At 59.6% G+C, this 21,656-nt stretch carries 15 protein-coding genes; 6 read left to right on the top strand and 9 right to left on the bottom strand.

What is annotated here, in order from left to right:
- Positions 1-133 precede the first annotated feature (133 nt).
- A complete protein-coding gene (locus tag PspR84_RS29055; RefSeq protein ID WP_160059979.1) occupies positions 134-337 on the top strand; it encodes a hypothetical protein in 204 nt (67 codons plus the stop codon).
- Here PspR84_RS29055 and PspR84_RS29050 read toward each other — a convergent pair.
- The gene (locus tag PspR84_RS29050; RefSeq protein WP_077575110.1) at positions 279-1,241 is read right to left on the bottom strand and encodes a LysR family transcriptional regulator; all 963 of its coding nucleotides are present in this window, start codon (positions 1,239-1,241) and stop codon (positions 279-281) included. The two genes, PspR84_RS29055 and PspR84_RS29050, sit on opposite strands and share 59 nt — an antisense overlap.
- 190 nt (positions 1,242-1,431) lie before the next feature.
- Here PspR84_RS29050 and PspR84_RS29045 point away from each other — a divergent pair, with 190 nt between their 5' ends.
- Positions 1,432-2,847: an acetyl-CoA carboxylase biotin carboxylase subunit gene (locus tag PspR84_RS29045; protein WP_025112637.1), complete on the top strand. Its 1,416-nt coding sequence runs from the start codon at positions 1,432-1,434 to the stop codon at positions 2,845-2,847.
- Between the two features lie 101 nt (positions 2,848-2,948).
- Complete coding sequence (gene oadA / locus PspR84_RS29040; protein WP_160059978.1) at positions 2,949-4,757, top strand: sodium-extruding oxaloacetate decarboxylase subunit alpha; 1,809 nt, start codon at positions 2,949-2,951, stop codon at positions 4,755-4,757.
- Between the two features lie 179 nt (positions 4,758-4,936).
- On the opposite strand, the gene PspR84_RS29035 is transcribed toward oadA, so the two are convergent.
- Both PspR84_RS29035 and PspR84_RS29030 read right to left on the bottom strand, forming a co-directional pair.
- Positions 4,937-7,144, bottom strand: a complete 2,208-nt coding sequence (locus PspR84_RS29035) for an autotransporter outer membrane beta-barrel domain-containing protein (protein ID WP_160059977.1) — start codon at positions 7,142-7,144, stop codon at positions 4,937-4,939.
- 200 nt (positions 7,145-7,344) lie between these two features.
- Complete coding sequence (locus tag PspR84_RS29030) at positions 7,345-10,302, bottom strand: autotransporter outer membrane beta-barrel domain-containing protein (RefSeq protein WP_160059976.1); 2,958 nt, start codon at positions 10,300-10,302, stop codon at positions 7,345-7,347.
- 262 nt (positions 10,303-10,564) lie between these two features.
- Between PspR84_RS29030 and PspR84_RS29025 the strand changes: the two genes are divergently transcribed.
- Positions 10,565-10,843, top strand: a complete 279-nt coding sequence (locus tag PspR84_RS29025; protein ID WP_127930287.1) for a transcriptional regulator — start codon at positions 10,565-10,567, stop codon at positions 10,841-10,843.
- 32 nt (positions 10,844-10,875) lie between these two features.
- Here the strand turns inward: PspR84_RS29025 and PspR84_RS29020 are convergent, their stop codons facing one another.
- Together PspR84_RS29020 and PspR84_RS29015 are read right to left on the bottom strand one after the other, a co-directional pair.
- Positions 10,876-11,712: an amino acid ABC transporter permease gene (locus PspR84_RS29020; RefSeq protein WP_160059975.1), complete on the bottom strand. Its 837-nt coding sequence runs from the start codon at positions 11,710-11,712 to the stop codon at positions 10,876-10,878.
- A complete protein-coding gene (locus tag PspR84_RS29015; protein WP_160059974.1) occupies positions 11,709-12,530 on the bottom strand; it encodes an ABC transporter substrate-binding protein in 822 nt (273 codons plus the stop codon). Before PspR84_RS29015 ends, PspR84_RS29020 begins: the two co-directional genes overlap by 4 nt.
- 113 nt (positions 12,531-12,643) lie before the next feature.
- On the opposite strand from PspR84_RS29015, the gene PspR84_RS29010 reads away from it, so the two are divergent.
- The gene (locus PspR84_RS29010; protein WP_160059973.1) at positions 12,644-13,543 is read left to right on the top strand and encodes a homocysteine S-methyltransferase family protein; all 900 of its coding nucleotides are present in this window, start codon (positions 12,644-12,646) and stop codon (positions 13,541-13,543) included.
- A 111-nt stretch (positions 13,544-13,654) separates the two neighbouring features.
- Here PspR84_RS29010 and PspR84_RS29005 read toward each other — a convergent pair whose 3' ends face one another.
- Genes PspR84_RS29005 through PspR84_RS28995 form a run of 3 tightly spaced genes read right to left on the bottom strand, consistent with a single transcriptional unit; the run spans position 13,655 to position 15,419 of the window.
- Positions 13,655-14,326, bottom strand: coding sequence for a GNAT family protein (locus tag PspR84_RS29005; RefSeq protein ID WP_160059972.1), 672 nt, complete (start codon positions 14,324-14,326; stop codon positions 13,655-13,657).
- Between the two features lie 12 nt (positions 14,327-14,338).
- Entirely contained in the window at positions 14,339-14,785 is a 447-nt protein-coding gene (locus PspR84_RS29000) for a GNAT family N-acetyltransferase (RefSeq protein ID WP_160059971.1), read from the bottom strand.
- Between the two features lie 10 nt (positions 14,786-14,795).
- Positions 14,796-15,419 carry an FMN-binding negative transcriptional regulator gene (locus PspR84_RS28995; RefSeq protein WP_160059970.1) on the bottom strand — a complete coding sequence of 208 codons (624 nt, stop codon included), beginning with the start codon at positions 15,417-15,419 and terminating at the stop codon, positions 14,796-14,798.
- A gap of 92 nt (positions 15,420-15,511) precedes the next feature.
- Between PspR84_RS28995 and PspR84_RS28990 the strand changes: the two genes are divergently transcribed.
- Complete coding sequence (locus PspR84_RS28990; RefSeq protein ID WP_160059969.1) at positions 15,512-17,065, top strand: PLP-dependent aminotransferase family protein; 1,554 nt, start codon at positions 15,512-15,514, stop codon at positions 17,063-17,065.
- On the opposite strand, the gene PspR84_RS28985 is transcribed toward PspR84_RS28990, so the two are convergent.
- Positions 17,022-21,626, bottom strand: coding sequence for a DUF6543 domain-containing protein (locus PspR84_RS28985; RefSeq protein WP_160059968.1), 4,605 nt, complete (start codon positions 21,624-21,626; stop codon positions 17,022-17,024). The two genes, PspR84_RS28990 and PspR84_RS28985, sit on opposite strands and share 44 nt — an antisense overlap.
- Positions 21,627-21,656 lie beyond the last annotated feature (30 nt).

Raw genomic sequence — 21,656 nt, 5'->3', positions numbered from 1 at the left:
GCTCCTACATTTGGAATGCGATCCCTGTAGCTGCCGAAGGCTGCGATCTTTTGCTTTACGACGGTTACTTTCATCAAACCGTCATCCCCCACACCTATCGTGAAACTCCCGTCATCGCCTTGGGAGACTCGAAATGGCTCAGCCCTACGAAGAACGCAACAGCGCCGCGAAAACCCGTCGTCAGCAGGAAGACCAGCGCCGCATGGAATTTCGCCGCGCCATCGAACATCGCTTCGAACTCCGTCAGCTTCAAGCTGAAATCGGCGACTTTCCCGACATCACTCACTGGCAGGCGGCACCCGCAGCTTCCCGTCGAAGCGCTCAACCAGCGCGCTGATCTGCACCCGCTCGCTGCGAATAAACGCCAGGAAGGCGTGTGCCACCGGTGACAAGCGTTTGGCTTTCGCTTGCACCAGACACCAGCTACGGAACAGCGGCAATTCATCGACCGGCAACTCGACGAGGCCGCCGGTCGCCAGCTCCAGGTTCAGGGCGTGGCGCGTCAATAGCGCCAGGCCCAGACCCGCCTGCACACATTCACGTTGTGCTTCGGCCGAGGCCACTTCCTGAGTCTGGGTGAAGTGCACGCGTTTCTCTTTGAAGTATTCTTCGCAGGCCAGTCGCGTACCCGACCCCGGTTCGCGGATCAGCAGCGTGTAAGGCTCCAGGTCCTGCAAACGCAGCGGGCCCATGTGCGCCAACGGATGATCCGGGCGCGCCACGGCAACAATCGGATTGTTGAGGAACGGCAAAAACTCTAGACCCATGTCCTGCGGCACCATCGACATGATCACCAGATCATCGCGGTTATCCGAAAGCCTGCGAATCACCTGGCCACGGTTGACCACGGTCAGTTGCAGATTCACTTCCGGGTGCTGACGCTTGAAAGCGGCGAACAGGTGCGGCACGAAATACTTGGCGCTGGACTCCACCGCCAGTTTCAGCTGACCTTGCAGCGAACCCTGCATGTCCGACAGCTGCATATCGAGGTTTTCCAGGCGCCCGAAAATGTCCCGACTGGCGCGCTGAAGTGCTTCGGCAGCCTCGGTCATGTAGAGTTTTTTGCCGACATAATCGAATAGTGGCTGCCCGATCAGCTCTTCGAGCTGACGAATCTGTAGGCTGACAGCCGGTTGTGTGAGAGACATTTCCTCGGCTGCGCGGCTGTAAGAGCGTAAATCACACACCTCGTTGAAGATCTGCAATTGACGCAATGTCATACGCATCAAGGACTTACGCATTTTTTATACGCTCTGACGGCGGGCTGATGTTTCAACTATAAGTCTTTGCTTATGCCTAACCCAATTTTTATTCATTTTTGTTAATCCCTCATGAGCGCTAGTGTGGACCTGCGACTAAATTGAAACATTTGGTCACGCGTCGACCTGGGTCTAGCAGGTCGTGGTGCCACCGGCTCAAGGGAACCTCCAAGTGATAACAAAGATCCTGATCGCCAACCGTGGTGAGATTGCCGTACGAATCGTGCGAGCCTGCGCCGAAATGGGTATTCGCTCGGTTGCGATTTTTTCCGACGCCGACCGCCATGCCTTGCATGTGAAGCGTGCAGATGAGGCCCACAGCATCGGTGCCGAGCCACTGGCCGGTTACCTGAACCCGCGCAAGCTGGTGAACCTCGCCGTCGAAACCGGTTGCGATGCACTGCACCCCGGTTACGGTTTCCTTTCGGAAAACGCTGAGCTGGCTGATATCTGCGCCGAACGCGGGATCAAATTCATTGGTCCGTCGGCAGAAGTCATCCGCCGCATGGGCGACAAGACTGAAGCGCGCCGCAGCATGATCAAGGCTGGCGTACCGGTCACGCCGGGCACCGAAGGCAACGTGGCCGACATCGAAGAAGCCTTGGCCGAGGGCGACCGCATCGGTTACCCGGTGATGCTCAAAGCCACTTCCGGTGGTGGCGGTCGTGGTATCCGTCGCTGCAACAGCCGCGAAGAACTCGAACAGAATTTCCCTCGGGTGATTTCCGAAGCGACCAAGGCGTTCGGTTCTGCCGAAGTGTTCCTGGAAAAATGCATCGTCAATCCCAAGCACATCGAAGCGCAGATCCTCGGCGACAGCTTCGGCAACGTCGTGCACCTGTTTGAGCGTGATTGCTCGATTCAGCGCCGCAACCAGAAACTCATCGAAATCGCCCCGAGCCCGCAACTGACTCCGGAACAGCGCGCCTACATCGGCGACCTGTCGGTACGTGCGGCCAAGGCTGTCGGTTACGAGAACGCCGGCACCGTGGAGTTTCTGCTCGCCGAGGGCGAGGTGTACTTCATGGAGATGAACACCCGGGTGCAGGTGGAACACACCATCACCGAAGAAATCACCGGGATCGACATCGTCCGCGAGCAGATTCGCATTGCCTCCGGCCTGCCGCTGTCGGTGAAACAGGAAGACATTCAGCACCGGGGTTTCGCGTTGCAGTTCCGCATCAACGCCGAAGACCCGAAGAACAATTTCCTGCCGAGCTTCGGCAAGATCACCCGTTACTACGCCCCCGGTGGTCCGGGCGTGCGCACCGACACAGCGATCTACACCGGCTACACCATTCCGCCGTTCTACGACTCGATGTGCCTGAAGCTGGTGGTCTGGGCACTGACCTGGGAAGAGGCGATGGACCGTGGCCTGCGTGCCCTCGACGACATGCGTCTGCAAGGTGTGAAGACCACCGCCGCGTACTACCAGGAAATCCTGCGCAACCCGGAATTCCGCAGCGGCCAGTTCAATACCAGCTTCGTTGAAAGCCACCCTGAACTGACCAACTACTCGATCAAGCGCAAACCCGAAGAGCTGGCCCTGGCCATCGCCGCCGCCATCGCCGCCCACGCAGGCCTATGAATGAAACAGCTGCGAGCTTTTAGCTGCAAGCGGCAAGTAAAAGCAGATTGGCTTTTTCTTGCAGCTTTTAGCTTGAAGCTTGCCGCTATGAGGAGATACCAATGACTAAGAAGATCTTCGTTACCGATACCATCCTGCGCGACGCTCACCAATCGCTGCTCGCCACCCGCATGCGCACCGAAGACATGCTGCCGATCTGCGACAAGCTCGACAAAGTCGGCTACTGGTCGCTGGAATGCTGGGGCGGCGCGACGTTCGACGCCTGCGTCCGCTTCCTGAAGGAAGATCCGTGGGAGCGTCTGCGCCAACTGCGTGCGGCACTGCCTAACACTCGTCTGCAAATGCTTCTGCGCGGGCAGAATCTGCTCGGCTATCGCCACTACAGCGACGACGTGGTCAAAGCCTTCGTCGCCAAGGCTGCGGTGAATGGCATCGACGTGTTCCGCATCTTCGACGCGATGAACGACGTGCGGAACCTGCGCGTGGCCATCGAAGCGGTGAAAGCGGCCGGCAAACATGCCCAGGGCACCATCGCTTACACCACCAGCCCGGTGCACACCATCGACGCGTTTGTGGCACAAGCCAAGCAAATGGAAGCCATGGGTTGCGACTCGGTGGCGATCAAGGACATGGCCGGTCTGCTGACCCCGTACGCCACCGGCGAACTGGTTCGTGCGTTGAAAGCCGAGCAGTCGCTGCCGGTATTCATCCACTCCCACGACACTGCCGGTCTGGCGACCATGTGCCAGCTCAAGGCGATCGAGAACGGTGCCGACCACATCGACACCGCGATCTCCAGCTTCGCTTCGGGCACCAGCCACCCGGGCACCGAGTCGATGGTCGCCGCGCTCAAGGGCACCGAGTACGACACCGGTCTGAACCTCGAACTGCTGCAAGAGATCGGCCTGTACTTCTACGCCGTGCGCAAGAAGTACCACCAGTTCGAAAGCGAATTCACCGCCGTCGACACCCGTGTGCAAGTTAACCAGGTGCCGGGCGGGATGATCTCCAACCTCGCCAACCAGCTGAAAGAGCAGGGCGCCCTGAACCGCATGGCCGAAGTGCTGGCGGAAATCCCGCGTGTGCGTGAAGACCTCGGCTTCCCGCCGCTGGTGACCCCGACCTCGCAGATTGTCGGCACCCAGGCGTTTTTCAACGTGCTGGCCGGCGAGCGTTACAAGACCATCACCAACGAAGTGAAGCTCTACCTGCAGGGCGGCTACGGCAAAGCGCCGGGCGTAGTGAACGAAAAATTGCGTCGTCAGGCCATCGGCAGCGAAGAAGTCATCGACGTGCGTCCAGCCGATCTGCTCAAGCCGGAAATGACCAAGCTACGTGCCGACATCGGCGCACTGGCCAAGTCCGAAGAAGACGTGCTGACCTTCGCCATGTTCCCGGACATTGGCCGCAAGTTCCTTGAAGAGCGTGCCGCTGGCACCCTGACCCCTGAAGTGCTGCTGCCGATTCCTGAAGCTGGCGGAGTGACAAAAGCGGGCGGCGAAGGCGTTCCGACCGAGTTCGTCATCGATGTCCACGGCGAAACCTACCGCGTCGACATCACCGGTGTTGGCGTCAAGGCAGAGGGCAAGCGTCACTTCTACCTGTCCATCGACGGCATGCCGGAAGAAGTGGTGTTCGAACCGCTCAATGAATTCGTCAGCGGTGGCAGCAGCAAACGCAAGCAGGCGTCGGCACCGGGCCACGTCAGCACCACCATGCCGGGCAACATCGTCGATGTACTGGTCAAGGAGGGCGACACCGTCAAGGCCGGCCAGGCTGTGTTGATCACCGAAGCGATGAAGATGGAAACCGAAGTCCAGGCAGCGATTGCCGGCAAGGTCACTGCGATCCATGTGGCAAAGGGTGATCGGGTCAATCCGGGTGAAATTCTGATCGAGATCGAAGGCTGAGATAACGGCCGCGATCCAACGCTTTAAACCTCGGGGGGGCATGTGCTCCCCTTTTTTTTGCGTTTTTTCATCCTGTAGGAGCTGCCGAAGGCTGCGATCTTTTGATGTTGTTTGGAGTTCATAAAACAAGATCAAAAGATCGCAGCCTTCGGCAGCTCCTACAAAGAATGTTGTGTCAGTCAGAACGCCATGCGCCATTGGCCCATCACGCCGTGGGTGCGGCTGTCAGTGGCCATTTCACCGGTAAGGCCAACGCCGACGGAGTGATTGGCTGACAGCCCAAGATCGAGTCCGGCATCCATCGACAGGCTGTTTCGATCCAGCGCGGCACCGGCAACTTCAAACCGTTTGCCACCCTTGACCAGTTGCTGGCGGGTGTCGCTTTCAATCTCGCCAAAGGTGTGTTTCCAGCCGGCACTGAATCGCGGCGTCAGCGTCATGCCGTTATCCAGTCGAGTGATTTTTGCCGTGCGCAGGCCGAAGGTGCTGCTGAGGTTGTCGCGGGTTTGCCCGAAGACCTTCAGCGCCGCATCCCCACCTTTTTCGCTGTAGCTGTCGCGCTGGTAGCGCTGATAGCCAAGGCTGGCGAACGGTTCGAGCGTCGCGTTGTGCCGGCCAATATTGACCGCCAGTTCGGCAAAGGCTTGCTGGGTGTTGGCGTCATAGTTGCCCTTGAGGCGATCGCTGAACCCGTTGAAGGCCACACGACGTTTGCTGTCGCCGTCATGGCTGGCATAGGTCGCCCCGAGACGCAGTGAGAACGGTCCGTCCTGACGCACTGCGTAGGCACCGAGGTGCCAGCTGTCGAGGTCGCCATCGTATTGCCGGGCATCGAGTCTGGTCTGCGATTTCCCGCCGATCAGGCCGATATGCCATTGCTCATCGAGCCGCCAGTCGGCGCCCATGACCAGACCCTGGGTCGCGTGTTTCAGGGTGCTGTCGAACTCGCGGTCAACCTTGCCGCCATGGCCGAGCGCCTGAATCCACACCCGCCCGGAATCGGCGCCGCCGGCGGCCTGACGCGGTGAGTTGCCGGAACCGTAGGCTGAACCGTACCGGCTATTGAGTTGTTGCATGGCCGAGAGCATGCTCGCGCTCACGGGGGTGATACTGCTCAACGTGGCTTTGGCGAGGTTGGCGTTGCTGCCGGCGGCGAGTTGTTCGATGGCGAGGGGGGCGGTGGTTTTGTCGCTGGTCAGGAGTGCGGCGACTGCCGCGTTTGCAGGTTTTAGTGGCGCAGGAGCGGGCTGTTCGGCGGTCTCGTTAACTTGCGCAATCAGAGGTTCGTCCTGCATTGGCGATGGTGCGGACTCTGCAACGGGAGTCGACGCTGAAGGCGGAACTGGAACTGGAACTGGAACTGGAACTGGAACTGGAACCGGAACCGGAACCGGTGCAGACGCAGTCAATGGCGTTGGCGTCGTTGAAGGCGTAGGCACTGGTGGTTCGACAATGCTGTCGGCAACTGCACGACCATTGTCCGTCGTGGCAACACTCGCAAGCGGTTCACCGTTACGGGCGTAAGTCAGCCCGACAGACTTTTTGTTGTATTGAGGTGTGGCGGTCATGAAAGCGAGGTTGTTAAGGACCTTACCGAATTCACCTTCTATCTTGCCGGCTTCGATGATTTTGTACTGGCGGCTTTGCGGATACTCCCCTGGAACGGCAACGACGTTCAGGGTTGCACCTTCCAGCCTGGCGGTGCCATCGACCTTGATCGTTTGACTGCCACTGGGAGTAACCTCATAAGCCAGTTCGGCGCTTGGCGACAAGCGCAAATCGCCTTTCACGCGCGGGCTGCCTAGCACTCCATTGACGGTGAGCAGGCCGGCGACCTCCAGGTCTCCCACCGCACCTTTACCTGCAAAGCTGCCCCCCCTCTCGACATAGACGTCGCCCATGATGCTACCCAGGTTGGTCAGAGCGGTACCGCTGTTCACCAGCACGCCTTCCTTGAAGTCTCCCCTGGAACTCAACGTCCAGGCTCCTCGAGCGAGAAATAGACCGTTGAAATTACGTGTGTCTTTCAACTCTCCGCCTTCAGCGGCATTCAGAAACAGAACGTTATCCCCCTCGCCTCCATCCAGCAGTCCCGTAAAGCTTGCGCCGTCCGCGAGGGTGATCAGATCGTTTACAGCGGTACCTTTAAAAGTCTTTTCAGGGGTTTCAAAAGCGATGGGCACCGTACTTGGGGCAGTGAGAAATGCCCTGAGTCGTTCGAGCGCCATTTCTTTATGGCTGGTTTCGGACGATTCTGCAGTATCCATTATTGCGGGTGAATCAGCGATTTCAGAGGGTTGCTGAGCGTTGGCGAACGCTACGCAACCCAGAGCCAGCGAAATGGCCAAAGCCAAGTGTTTTGGTTTGAATATGTGTTGAGTGAGCATCGGGTTGAGCCTTTCTTTGGAAGAAGCCCCAACTCTATTGATGCCCCAAAAAATCCGATGTCGGCTGCTTCCCGCACGCTTGCAGGCGACATCGCATCGTTTTGTAGAAAATAACCGCGAGATCCGCAACCAGGATTTTTACTCGGCCGCAGCGGCCCCTTTTCCTACAACCATTCAAGACCCCGCCGGCTGTTCAACCCTCAAAAACTCATTTGCCACTGACCAATCAACCCGTGATTACGGCTGTTGCTGCCGATCTCGCCGCTGTATCCCACACCCAACGTGTGCCGCGCAGAAATCCCCACGTCCAGCCCGGCTTCCAGCACCAGACTGTCACGATCCAGCGAGCTGCCATCGACACTGAACGCCGTGCCCCCAGTCACAAACGCCTGACGCGTCGAGCTGCCGACATCGCCGTAAGTGTGTTTCCAGCCAGCAGCCATGCGCGGCGTCACGCTCATGCCGTTGTCCAGGCTGCTCAAGTGCGCCAGGCGCAGGCCGAAGGTGCTGCTGAAGTTGTCCTGGGTCTGGCTCTCGACTTGCAATGCGGCGGCGCCACCTTTTTCCTGGTAACGGTCGCGGTGGTAGCGCTGATAACCGAGGCTGGCGAACGGCTCGGCGCTGAGGCGGCCACTGCCCATGGCGTAGCCGAGTTCGGCGAAGGCTTGCTGGCTGTCGGCGTCGTAGTCGCCTTTCGGACGGTCGCTGAAACCATTGAAGGCGATGGTGCGTTTGCTTTCACCTTGATGGCCGCTGTACGCCGCTCCCAGACGCAGCGAGATCGGGCCTTTTTGATGCAGCGCGTAGACACCGGCGTGCCAGCTCTCGACGTTGCCGTCGACGCCGGTCGCATCCAGATCGGTTTTCGAATAGCCGCCCAGTACACCCAGGCGCCACGCCGGATTTAGAGCCCAGTCGACGCCCAGCACGCTGCCCTTGGTGCGTTGTTCCAGACCGCTGCTGCCGTGCTCGCCATCGAGCTTGCCGAAGCCGCCGATGCCTTGCAGCCAGAGCCGCCCGCGCGCGTTCGGATCATTCAGATTGCGCGCCTCGGAGGGCACGCCATTGGCCGCCAGCACGGGTGTGTCGCGCTGATCGAGACCGACCATCAGTCCCGGGCTGCCGGCCATTTGCTGCATGGCCGAGAGCATGCTGCTGCCGACTTGACTGCTGGCGCCGAGGGTGGCGCTGGTCAGGTTGGCGTTGCTGGCACCGGCCAGTTGCTCGATTGCCGCGCCGGCGCTGCTTTGACTGGTATTGAGCAAGGCGTTGTACAGCGCACTGTTTTTGCCGATTGAGGCGAGGCTGTTGGCGGCGTTTGTACCGTTGCCGGTCGCGGCGAACGCATTGAAGGCCACGTCATTGCGGGTGTAGGTCAGGTCGACCTGGGTGGGCGTGTAGGCGAGGGTCGGCGTGAGGAACGCATAGTCGCTGGTGACTTTGCCGAAGGTGCCGTTGACCTGCGCCGCTTGCAGCACGGTGTAATGGCTCTGCCATGGATACGTGCCGCTGCCGGTATTCACCGCGAGCGTTGCGCCATTGAGATTGGCGATGCCGCCGACCTGTACCGGCGCGCTGCTGCCATCGGCATTGACGCCGTAGGCGAGAGTGGCTGTGCTGCCCATGTTCAAATCGCGAACGATGGTTGCGCGACCGAGGCTGGTGTCGGTGCGCAATGTGCCGTTGACGTTGAGGCTGCCCACCGAACCGCCACCGGCATACACACCGCCGGCGTCAACGCTCAGGTTACCGGCGATGCTGCCTTGGTTGAGCAGTGTCGCGCCGTTGCGCACTGCGCCGCCATCGCTGAAATCGTCATGGCCGGTCAGCGTCCAGGCACCTTGCTTGACCTCTAGCCATTCGAAGTTGCGACTGGCGCCGAAGCTGCCACCGGCCGCGTCATCCATCACCACTCGGTCATAACCGCTACCGCCGTCGACAACACCGACGAAGCGACTACCATTGCGCAAGGTCAGGCTGTCATTGCCGCCACCCAGGTCCAGCGCCAGGCCATTGCTGCCACTGATCGTACCGCCGTTGATGACGCTGTCGGCGAACTCGCCGACGAATTTCACGCCGAACCCGTTGAGGCCTTGAATGGTGCCGAAGTTCTCCAGAGTGGTAGCCGCCAGCCCCGAACCGCCGCTGCCATCGTCGACCAGAATGGCGCTGTCGGCGCCGCTGATCAGAGCGTCCTTGGCGTTAAGAATGTAGCCGCCACCCAAGGCAATGCCTTCGCTGCCGTTGGCGAACCCGCCCTTGTCCACGCCGCCGGCACCGACGCCCTGAATGGTCCCGTAGTTTTCTATGTGGGCGATCTTGTCGATGTCCACGCCATCGCCGTCACCGTTCGCTTGCAAGCCTGAGTAAGCGCCTGTGATGGTGCCGTGGTTGATCACCGTGCCATCGCCGTCGGAACCGAACCCTGAGCCATTGCGGCCAGTGACCTGCCCGTAGTTGATCAGCGTCGCGCCAAGGTCGGTAGTGATGCCATGGCGGCCGCCGGAAATCACTCCGTAGTTGGTCACGCTGACACCGCTTGCGGAATCGATGTCGATGCCGTCGAACTTCTCGTCGGCATTGTGCGAATCGCCGGTGGAGATCTCGCCGTAGTTGGTAATGGTCGCGTTGGCACCGGTCTTCATGCCGTCGCTGGCGTCGCCGCGAATCAGTCCGCCGGCACGGTTGATAATGGTGGTCTTAACGCCGTCACTGCGCAGCGCATCGAGGTCCAGCCCCTGGCCGGTGGTCGAACGAATGATGCCGCTGTTGTCGATCAACAGGCTGCCGCTGATAAAGTTACTGTCGATGCGCAAAGCGTCGTTGGCGCCGAGAATCTGCCCGCCGCTGCGGTTGTTGATCGTGTAGTTGCGCGCCTGGGTCAGGTCGCCGCTGCTGTCGATGGCCCGGCCGCCGGTGGAAACGATTTTGCCGGCGTTATCGATCACCACACCCGCACCGCTGGTCTTGTCTTTCAGGCTCACGGCCTTGCCGCTGTTGGTGATGCTGCCCGGCGCCGAAATCGTCAACGTGTCGCTACCACCCAGCGTTTGCGCTGCAGTGGTGGCGGTGTCGATCTGCACGGTTTTAGCGTTTGCCGATGTAGCAGCGATCAACAGGGCAATGGCAAGGGACAGACGCTGGGGCGGGAACGGCATGGTCGGACGGCCTTCTTGTTATAAGCGGGGCGTCCTGTATAGCGAAGGGTTTTTACAGAATGATGTCGGTGGTTGATCTGCATTGTTTTGCATCTTCGGCGCTGAAACATATTAATTTCTGCATTTTGTTGCAGTTTTTTTGCCTGCTCCTCTCATTAGGTGCAGTAAGTTTGATTCAAACGCCGAAGCAATCACATCAATGAATCCCCGCGCCATTAATGTTTATTGAGCCTTATGCGGCGCTCGAAGATTGGAGAGGAAAATGGTAATGACAGTTCTCGAACGCATGGCGCTCATCGAAAGCATTCAAGAGGCGCTGGCCGACGGGACATTGGAAATCAGCGAAGCTGTCCGCCGTTTACGAGTGGAGGTGACAGGGCTGCATCAAATCCAATTCGCTAAGATGTGCAAAATTTCGGTCCGCACGTTGATACACATAGAGCACGCTGAGGGTAATCAAACGTTAAGGTCGTTGGACTCAATATTCCGATTGTTCGGGATGAAAATGGGCGTCGTGCGGCTTCGCCGAGAAATCAATTAAAACCCGACGCAGCCCGCAATGTGCCGATCGCCCTAGCTCCGCCGCACGTAAGCCTTGCCGTAATGCCGCTCCATGCGCGCCTGAATCAATTCCAGGCCAATCGACATCAGCCAGTAAATAATCGCCGCCGTCGTCAGCATTTCGATGTAGCGGTAGCTTGAGCGCCCGTATGACTGGGCGAGAAACATCACTTCCCAGACGCCCATCACCGAAATCAGCGACGAGTCCTTGAGCATCGAGATGAACTGGTTGGTGGTGGGCGGGATGATCGTGCGCATGGCTTGCGGCAGGGTGATGCGCCAGAAAATCACTGTCTCGCGCATCCCCAAGGCCAGCGAAGCTTCGCGCTGGCCGTGGTCGACCCCGAGGATGCCGGCGCGGAAGATTTCACTGAGATAGGCGCCGTAGTTCAACGACAGGGCAATGATGCCCGCGACAATGGCGCCAGGCACGATACCCAGTTGCGGCAAGCCCAGGTAGATCAGCAGGATCTGGATAAGCAGTGGCGTGCCGCGAAAGAACGAGGTGTAAAAACTGGCGATGCCGAACGCCACGGCGCTTTTCGACAGACGTGCCAATGCCGTGATGAAGCCCAGCAGGGACGAGGCGACAATCGAGCACATACACAGGAAAAGCGTCAGCGCTGCACCCTGCAAGAAGCCGTTGGGCGCCAGGTGCAGGCCAACCAGATTGGGCAGTTTGTCGAGGATGATCGAGAACTTCAGGTCGAAGCTCAGGAAGAACCCGGCGAACAGGCAGAACAGCGCTGCCCAGGTCAGGTACAGCCGCGTACGAAAACCGAACATCCGTTGCAGGCGAGTTTCAGCCACCGGTTGCGGTGGCTGGGGAGGTGTCGGGAAAGAAGTCATTGGCTGATATCAGCGCCGATCCATTTTTGCGACAGCTTGCTCAGGGTGCCGTCCTGCTTCAGTTGCGCGAAGACTTCACGCACCTTGGCGTCCCATTGCGCGTCACCCTTTTCGATGGCCACCGAGTTCGGCTCCGAGTACAGCGGCGCGCCGGCCAGTTTGAAGCGTTTGTCTTGGTTCAGACGTGGCTGCGCGGTGACGAGGTTGGTGAGGATCGCATCCAGGCGCACGCCGGCGCCCAGGCCCAAATCCTGGAAGGCGACGTTGTCGGTATCGTACGGCGCGATCTGCACGTCTTCGAACGGGTACTGCAACTGCGTGTCTTCGGCGCCTTCAATGACCAGGTTTTTGTTCAGATAACTTTCGTAACTGGACGCGCTGGTGAGGCCGACTTTTTTGCCACTCAGATCCTTGGCATCGTGAATCCGCTCATCCTTGGCGTTGACCACGATCACCGCTGGCGAAGCGTAATACTCGACCGGGAAATCGAACACTTCGGCGCGGGCTTTGCTCGGCGTCATCGAGCAGATGCAGATATCGTAGCGACCGCTCCAGCGGCCGGCGGCAATGACGTCCCAGGACGGCGTTTCCAGTCGTAGCTTGACGCCTAACTTGTCAGCCACAGCCTTGGCGACATCAACGTCGAAGCCATCAAGCTGATTCTGGTCATTGAGAAACGAGAACGGTGGATAGCTTTCCATCAGCACACCGACCAGCTCTTTTTTCTGCTCGATACGATCCAGCGTGGCGCCAGCGAAGGCTTGAGTGGAAGCGGCCAGAATCGTCAGGCCCAGGGCCAGTAGCGGTTTAAATTTCACAGTCGATCCCTGGGTAAAAAAGAGGTTGTTTTTAACGGAATGGTGCGTATTAAATAGTTATAAGAACGACTCTGATAGTGAGTTATTTTCATAAGCATATGAGTGAAAAGCATATGGGCGCAGGCAGCACGATTATTCTCGATGGCGGCATGGGCCGTGAGTTGCAGCGCGCCGGTGCGCCATTTCGTCAGCCCGAGTGGTCGGCGCTGGCGTTGAGCGAGGCGCCGCAAGCGGTTGAGGCGGTGCATGCCGCTTACATCGCCAGTGGCGCCAATGTGATTACCACCAACAGTTATGCCGTGGTGCCGTTCCATATTGGCGAAGCGCGTTTCGCCGCTGAAGGGCAGGCGCTGGCCGCGTTGGCCGGTGAGTTGGCGCGACGCGTGGTGCAGTCCTCGGGAAAATTCGTACGGGTAGCTGGCTCATTGCCGCCGCTGTTTGGCTCTTATCGTCCGGATCTGTTCGAGGCCGCGCGAGTGACCGAGTTGCTGGCGCCCTTGGTCAATGGCCTGGCACCGCACGTTGATCTGTGGCTGGCGGAAACCCAGAGTTCGATCATCGAGGCGCGCGCCATTCGCGCCGGGTTGCCGAAGGATGGCAAACCGTTCTGGTTGTCATTCACCTTGAAGGACGAAGACACCGATGAAGTGCCGCGCCTGCGCTCTGGAGAGCCAGTCGCCGAAGCGGCGGCGGTGGCAGCTGAGTTGGGTGTCGATACGTTGTTGTTCAATTGCAGTCAGCCGGAAGTGATTGGTGGCGCGATTGATGCGGCGCGTGCAACCTTCGAGCGTCTGGGGGTGAAGATAAACATTGGTGCTTACGCCAATGCGTTTCCGCCGCAGCCAAAAGAAGCCACGGCCAATGATGGACTTGATCCGCTGCGCGAGGATCTGGATCCGCCGGGTTATTTGCACTGGGCGATTGACTGGCAGCAGCGCGGTGCGAGCCATTTGGGCGGATGCTGCGGGATCGGGCCGGAACACATTGCGGTGCTGGCGCAAAAGCTAGGCTGAAATAGATCAAAAGATCGCAGCCTGCGGCAGCTCCTACAGGATGAGCGTCAATCCCGTGTAGGAGCTGCCGCAGGCTCGGGCCGCGTTCGGACGATCTTTTGCTTTGACGATTTAACTACGGCATTCGACCAAGCCTTTCACCTGCCCGTCGGGCGTCTGATTTTCATCTGACAGCCACTGCTCGAACCCTGCCGCAATCGCCGGCCACTCGCCATCCAGAATCGAGTACCACGCAGTGTCGCGGTTCTGGCCTTTGACCACCATGTGCTGGCGGAATACGCCTTCGAAGCTGAAACCCAAGCGCTCGGCGGCGTACTTGGAGCGGGCGTTGCCGTTGTTGCATTTCCATTCGAGGCGGCGGTAGCCGAGGTCGAAGGAGTGCTTGGCCAGCAGGTACACCGCTTCGGTGCTTCTCGACGAGCGCTGCATTGGCGCGCCGAAGGTGACGTGGCCGATCTCGATGCGGCCCTGGGCCGGGACGATCGACATCAGGCTGAGGATGCCTTGCACCTGAGCGCTGGCGCGGTCGATGACAGCGAAGAAATACGGGTCGCTGGCGGCCGCGTGGTTGTTCAGCCAAGCGTCGAAAACGCTGCGTTCCGGGAACGGGCCGTAGGGCAAGTAATCCCAGAGTTTCGGGTCGGCGCCGGGGCCTTCGAGGGCGGCGAACAGCTCGTCACCGTGGCGCGCCGGGTCTAGTCTTTCCAAGCGAATGAAACGGCCTTCAAGCAATGTGGCGGTGGGGGCGGGGACGCCTTTCCAGTCAGCGAGTGATGCAGTCATGTACGCGTCTCCTTAAATGGCTTTGCGAAACTGGATGAAGCCCGGGCGTTCGGCGATGCGCTCATAGAGCTGGATCGCGGTGGCGTTGGATTCGTGGGTCAGCCAGTGCACTTTGCCGCAGCCGTCAGCCTTGGCGGTGGCGTAGACGTGTTCGATCAACAGGCGGCCGACGCCGGTGCCACGGGTCTCGGGGATCACCAGCAGGTCTTGAAGGTAGCAGGAGTTTTCGATGCTCCAGTTCGAGCGATGGTAGATGTGATGCACCATGCCCACGGCTTTACCGTCGGCCCAGGCCAATGCCGCGTGGGTCGGTTCGCTTGGGTCGAGAAAACGCTGCCAAGTGCTGTGCGTCACAGCTTCCGGCAGTTCGGTGTTGTAGAACCGCAGGTAGGCCTGCCACAGCGGCAGCCACGCGGCGTGGTCGGCGGCGCTGGCCGGGCGAATGTCGATCTGACTCATGGTGATTTCCTTAGCGCATCAATCGGGCGAGGTTTTGATCGTTGATTTCGGGGCTGGCAGCGAGGCCTTCGCGCACGCCGGCAATGTCTTCGGCGCTGCGGTTCTGGCTGAGCTTGCGCTTGCCTTCGAGACGGTCGATGGGAATGGCGAAACCGACGATGGCCTTGAGCATGCCGTCGATGTAATCGGCGGGCGCATCGGCAACTGACCACGGTTGTGCGCGGCCGGCTTCATGGCGGTCGGTGAGGGTGCTGACGATGTCGAGCAGGCGCCCGCCGTCGCTGAAGGTTTCGGCGTGGCCATAGGCATGCACGGCGATGTAGTTCCAGGTCGGCACGACTTTGCCGTGTTCGGCCTTGCTCGGGTAAAAGCCCGGGCTGACGTAGGCGTCGGCACCGGCAAAAATCAGCATGGCTTCGGCGCCGTCGCGCAGGTCTTTCCATTGTTGATTGGCGCGGGCCAAGTGCCCGTACAGCGTGCCGTAGTCACCTTGTTCGCAATGCAGCAGCACCGGCACATGGCTGGCTTGCAGGCCATTTTCGCCGTGAGTTACCAGAATGGCGAGGCGGGTGGCGAGAATCAGCTCGTGCAGTTGTGTCAGGTCTTCGATGGCAAAGGCGCGTGGCGTGTACATGGACAGATTTTCCTTGGCGAATGCCTGCATCGTAGGCAGGCTATTGGTCTGTTGTAAGATCCATTGATGACCAATTTCATAGGTCCATTGCCATGCCCGATTCGCCAACGTTATCCATGCCCTTCAACCCTGCGGGTATCGAGCTTGATCGCCGCCAGGGTTTGAGTCGGCAGCTCTATCAGGCGTTGCGCCTACGGGTACTGGACGGGCGGCTGGCGAGTGGCACGCGGTTGCCGGCCAGTCGCGATCTGGCGGCGGCGTTGGGGATCTCCCGCAACAGCGTGGTGCGCGCCTACGATCAACTGTATGCCGAAGGCTTTATCGAAGGGCGGGTAGGGGATGGCACCTACGTCGCACAATTGATGCCGGTAGCGAGCCCTGCGAAAAAATTATCCACAAAAGTATCCACAGGGTTTTCAACAGGCTTACCCACAGCCTTATCCACAAATTGGCTGGATTTACCTGTAATTTCATCCAGTAAAGTTATCCACAGCGATAGTTTTTCGCGCATCGAAAAGAACCATTTGGCCCGGCCACCGAGTGGTCCGCCACGAGCATTCAGGGTGGGTGTTCCGGCGTTTGATCTGTTCCCGTTCGAGGTGTGGGCCAAGCTGAATGCGGCTTTCTGGCGAAAACCGGATCTGGAGCAACTGTGTTACGGCGATCCGTCCGGCGACGCGCGTCTGCGCGCCATGATCGCCGCCTATCTGCGCAGTTCACGCGGCATGCAGTGTTCACCTGAGCAAATTGTGATCACCAGCGGCGCACAACAGGGCATTAGCCTTTGTGCACAGTTGCTGGTGGAACCGGGCGATGCTGTGGCGATCGAGAATCCGGGCTACCGCGCGGCTGGTCATGCGTTCGCTGTGGCCGGGGCTCGTTTGCACGGTATTGCCGTGGATGAAGAGGGCATGGATTGCTCAGCGCTGTCGGCCACCGGGGATTGTCGGGTGGCGTATGTCACTCCCTCACATCAGTACCCGACCGGCGTGGTGATGAGCTTGGCGCGACGCCTGGAACTGCTCGCCTGGGCCGAGCGTTGCCAAGGCTGGATCGTCGAGGATGACTACGATGGCGAGTACCGCTACACCGGTGCACCGCTGGCGCCGTTGGCGGCACTCGATCGACAGGGCCGGGTGCTGTATGTCGGCACCTTTGGCAAGGTCGCGTTTCCGGCATTGCGCCTCGGTTATCTGGTGCTGCCCCCGGCGCTGGTCGATGCATTCTCGCAACGCCGGGCCGTGGATGTCCGCCATTCCGAGGTCAGTACCCAAGCGGTGATGGCCGAATTCATGGCCGCCGGGCATTTTCAGCGGCATATCCGGCGCATGCGCCGCGCTGCGCTGAGCCGGCGCAATGCCTTGCTCGACGGCTGGCCAAGCGTGATTGCCGGCGTCGGCGATTTGCCTGCGGTCTCGGCCGGACTGCACTTGACCTTGGCGGTCGACAGCATCGAACGCGAGCGGCAATTGATCGAACAAGCCGCCCGCGCCGACGTGGAGATCAATGGTCTGAGCAGTTACTGGCTGCCGGATTCCACGGCGCCGCTGGATCAGCGTGCCGGACTGGTCCTGGGCTTCGCCGCCGTGCCTGAGCCTGCGATCAACTCGGCGCTGACCCGGTTGCGACAGGCGTGGCAGGTGTGAGAAACAGCGCTCGCGCGGACTTGTCGGAAATGCCGCTGCGATGAATATTGATCAGCGCCTGATTATTCAAAAAGCGTGGTTCGTAGGCACCGCCCATCAACCGTTGTGCAACGGTTTTCATATGGCCCACCGGGAACGGCGTGACCGGTGCTTGCGCGCTGCTGTAATGAAAATGTGCGTAACACAACACCTTGTGGGTATGGGCATCGCCTATAGCGTATTCGTCGAGAAAGTCCCGGGCCTGACCTTTGAGGCGACGCCGAGTCACGGTCTGTGAAATCGTCACTTCGCCCATGTCCTTCAGCCACTGAACCCCGGCCGCCGTCGGTGGTTGTTGTTTGACCATCCGGATCCGGGTGCTGGTGCCTTTTGCATCAAGGGCGTTGGCAGCCTCGTCAAGTTTGTGGCTGAGCGCTTCAGTCGGTCTCTTCAGATCGGCGGTCAGGTTACTGCGGGTCAAGGCTTCGTCGATGGCCGCATTGGCTTCGCGCAACGTGGCGGCATGCCGCTGGTATTGCTCTTCAATCTCGACGGGAATCCGTGGTCCTCGTTTGAGCTGGGCTTCGATACGCCGGTGGAAGGCTGCCAAACCGTCGAGCAGGGCCTGACCTTCACGGATACCGATATTCAAAGTGGGATTGGTCTTGGGTGGCTTGGGTTTGGCGGTGCGCTGCTCGACCCAGACGCCGGGTGACTCCTCCTTGAATGTTGCGATGACCCCCGTCAGGACGGTGCGCACTTCCACCAGATCGTTCTGTCGGCCTTCGAGGCTCTTTTTGCGTTCGCCGACCAGCGTGCCTCTGGATCTGGTTTTGATGATCTGGCGCGCAGATGACGATTTGGCGGCCCGTCTGGATGGGCCGGGCTGCGGCTCCAGCAAGTGACTATAGCGCAGCAGTTCGACCAGCTTCACATCCGTGCGGGCCTTGAACTCGATAACCCGACTGCGCACATGCTCCAGCCGTTCGGTGTTGATCTGGTTGGCGTAGTCGATCAGCAGATCGCCAAAGCGTTGGTCGACAGCGGTAAATTGTTCGGCAACCTTGTTCAAGGCATCCGTGCGTTCGCGCAGCCTGTCCAGGCTTTCGTCGGCGGTCAGGTTCAGCGTGCTCTGGATATTCAGTGCCGCATCCTCGATGAGGACGCCCAGCGCCTGATGGGCGTTGGCGTCAGTCGCCGTGCTCCAGGCCTTGATGCAGATCTCCTGGCCGAGACTGATCTGCAACAGCTTGAGGTCGTCCAGATCGTATTTCGGCAATGCCTTGCGGTAGGTATTGATGACCTTGACCGCTTTTTTCCCCAGCAAGGCCAGTTCTTCAAAACGGCTCTGGGCCGACTCCATTTTTTCAATGATGGCCTGGGTTTGCTCGTTCATTCGCTCGAAGGTCTGAATAAATACCTCGGGGGCGAAACGGCTTTCGTCGGCCAGCATCGCTTGCATGCTTTTGAGGTTTGCCTGGAAATCCGTGGAATGCAGGTCAAGCCATTCCTGCCCGAGAAACAATTGCATCTCCAGTCGCTGGATCATGACGGTGCGGTAATTGATAATGGGTTCTTTGTTATTCAACGCCTTGATCTTTTCGATGCTCGTACCGTACGCCTCGAGCTGTGAGCCGAGCGTATCCAGATACCGCTGACGGGCCTGCGCGCGGGCGGGCGGTAGTGCATCGTTGAGCGCAGTGTGGTCGGCATCACGCTGGACCTGTTTGGCTTTCATCGTCAAATCGAACGCGCTGATCTCGCGAGTCAACTGGCTTGCGTCCATTTCATTGATGTCCTGGACCACTTTGAGGGCGCTGTCGAGCCCGCCGCCGCGCAGACGCAATCGAAGGTCGATCACCCATTGTCCGTTGGCGGTGCGACTCAGCATCGGCCCCTTACGCAACGTTGGCTGACGAGAGTCGACAATCTGCACGTCTGCGTGTTCATTGAGCACGACTTCGAACCAGCGCATGCCCACAGGGGCGAACCATTGTTTCTGGCGGGGGTAGAGGTGCTGATGCGTGCCCTCGCTGGCCGCCTCGCCGAGCCCTCTGGGTTTAGCGATCTGAAAACTGTCGAGCACCTGGGACAGTGCGGTGGGAGATCGTTTCAGTGCGGTAAAGGGATTGATCGACATTTCGTGAAGGCCGGGCAGTGCGCTGCTGGAGACGTCCGCCAACTGCACGGGTTGGGTGACCACGGCAACGGTTTTTACGCTCGGCGCGGGTTCCTGGGTTGTTATCAATTCGTTTCGCGGTGCCTCGCCAACCGCTGCACGATGGGCCAGCACCATGCCCAGCGCCAGAAGAATGTCAGTCAGCGCGCTCCAGGCGATCCTGCCGGATTGTTCATTGGCGACGTCGCTGACCTCTTGCAGGTCGTCCATGATCTGCCAGATCCACGCGGCTGTGCCGACACTGCGTCCGAGGAATGGCAAAGCGGCGTTGAACACCATCCAGCCACCGCTTTTAAGCGAAGCCCAACGCGCTTCCGCATCGGAAACCGATTGCCGATCGGCTTGAGTTATGACGGCCTGGACGTTGCTGTTGTGCAGCGTTGCCAGAACATTCTGCTCAATGGCTGCCTTACCCAGCGCGATGGGGCCGGACATGTCCAGGGCTGTCGTGGGGTTGACCAGCAATTGCGGGATCGTCCATACCGAAGGCAGTCGGCCGGTGAAGACGAACTGGCTGTAGTTGAAGCGCACGTCGTCCGGCAACCAGGCGAGGACCGATTCGCACAACTGGCGAGACTGCTGAATCTCGTAAAGCAGGTTGGCGTGGGAGGGAAACTGCATCAGCACCCTCTCGAACAGTGGGCGATACAGTACGCACGGGCCTTGGTCCGCGTCGCGCGGGCCGATGACAAACATGTTTTCGACGGTGTCCGCTCCTGAGCGGCTGCGATGGGCAACGAACGCCAGCGGGCGAATGACGATTTCTTCGTGATCGACATGACGCTCATCGCCGGTGCTGGACAGCGCCGCAACGACATAGCGGTAACCCTGCTCGGTGATGCCGTCCTTGCCTTGTATTTTGTGTTGTAACGCCAGGAGCGGCAGTTCAATAGGCAACTGGCTGGTGTAGAGCCCTCGCAGTGCCAAGGCTTGCTCTGTGTCTTCGATCAGCAGGTTTTTCAGGTGCGCCGGATAGCTCTCGCCGATATCGACAGTGCGCACCAGTTGTTCCAGATAGCTTGCGGTCATCCAGTCAGGCAACGTGCCGCCATCCTTGTAACGGACGGTTTTATTGCCCAGTGGCTGCCCGGCAAGGTTCTGCAGGGCGAGTTCAATCAGCGACAGCGTCTGGGTCTGGGTATTGCCCGGCAACACAAACGTGCCCCAGACCACCAGACTGGTGATACTGATTTCGATGTCATCAATGCTCACCTCGCCGGCCTTGGGATGATCCTTGAGCATCTCTTGTTTCAAGGCATCGCGGGTAAACGCCTGCAGGCTGATGACTTCGCTCTGGAATGATTTGCCCTTGTTTGTGTGTTGCACCATGGTCAGGTCGAGTAAATGTCGGCTGTAACGGGTCTGATCGGCAGGCGCTGCGTTGTCGAGCCAGGGTGGCAGCATCGGACGCAGGCGTTCGATGTTGGGTTTGAGTCGCGGTGGCGGTTCTCGAGGATCGCCGACCGTTCCGGTGTGCGGGTAGAGCGCGTTCAAGCTTGAGCCTTGGAAAAAATTGATCGCACCGAGGGCGTCGGCTTCCAGAGCAATCAACGTACAGGCCTGATAGTCGAAGAAATTGCCTTGCGGTTCGACCAGTCGCCATTTCAAGCCGGTGCCGGAGGCCTCTTTCCAGTAGCGACGCGGCAGGGCCTTGCCCAGTTCATCCAGGGAGTCGAAGGCCTCGAATCCCTGGATCACCGAGTGGGTCATGATCAGCGTGCGCTCGTCGGCGGTGCCAATCAGAACCGCCGTGTCGAGCAGGGTCAGATGGCTTTGTTCGTCGCCCTCGCCCCGGTCCAGATCAATCAGACAGGCGCGGGTTTTGTATTTGTCGGTGGGCAGGCGCTGATTTTTCTCTGGATGCTGGTAAACCGCAGCGACTATGGCCCGCTGATCGGCATCCCAGTCGGGACTGGCCTCGACGCCCCACAGATTGCGCAGGGCTTGTGACATTTGCTGCCAGCGCGGTTGCCCGGGGTAGGTGAAATCGTCCCAGTAATTGACCTGCTGTTCCTTGTAGGCAATGAACAACAGCGGTGCCAGTTGATTGAGCAGTTTGCCGACGGCGCTGATTTTTACCGGCAGCTGGATGGCTGCGGATTGGTCGGGTTGCAAGGTCAGATAATGTTCGCCGTCGAGGTACGTCACGGTGCTGCCGGAGAGGCCCAGGCGCACGAGTGTGTCGGTCAGCGACTCGATCCGGTGGCGACCGGGGACGACCTCATCCACCTCGATGACCCAGGTCGGTCTCACGACCATGGCCAGCTGTGGGTCGATTTCCAGGTCTGGATACAAGGTCTTGAGCGCCGGGCGCAACGTTTTCGAGGCGACTTCTCGCAGCGAAGGGCCGGTCACCAGTTGGGTCAAGACGTCGACGGCGCTGGGCGATGGGATTTCGGGCATTGGCAACACCTGCACTGATGGGCGCGCGCC

The organism is Pseudomonas sp. R84, assembly GCF_009834515.1.
Taxonomy (GTDB): domain Bacteria; phylum Pseudomonadota; class Gammaproteobacteria; order Pseudomonadales; family Pseudomonadaceae; genus Aquipseudomonas.
This window is presented reverse-complemented; position numbering and strand designations above follow the sequence as displayed.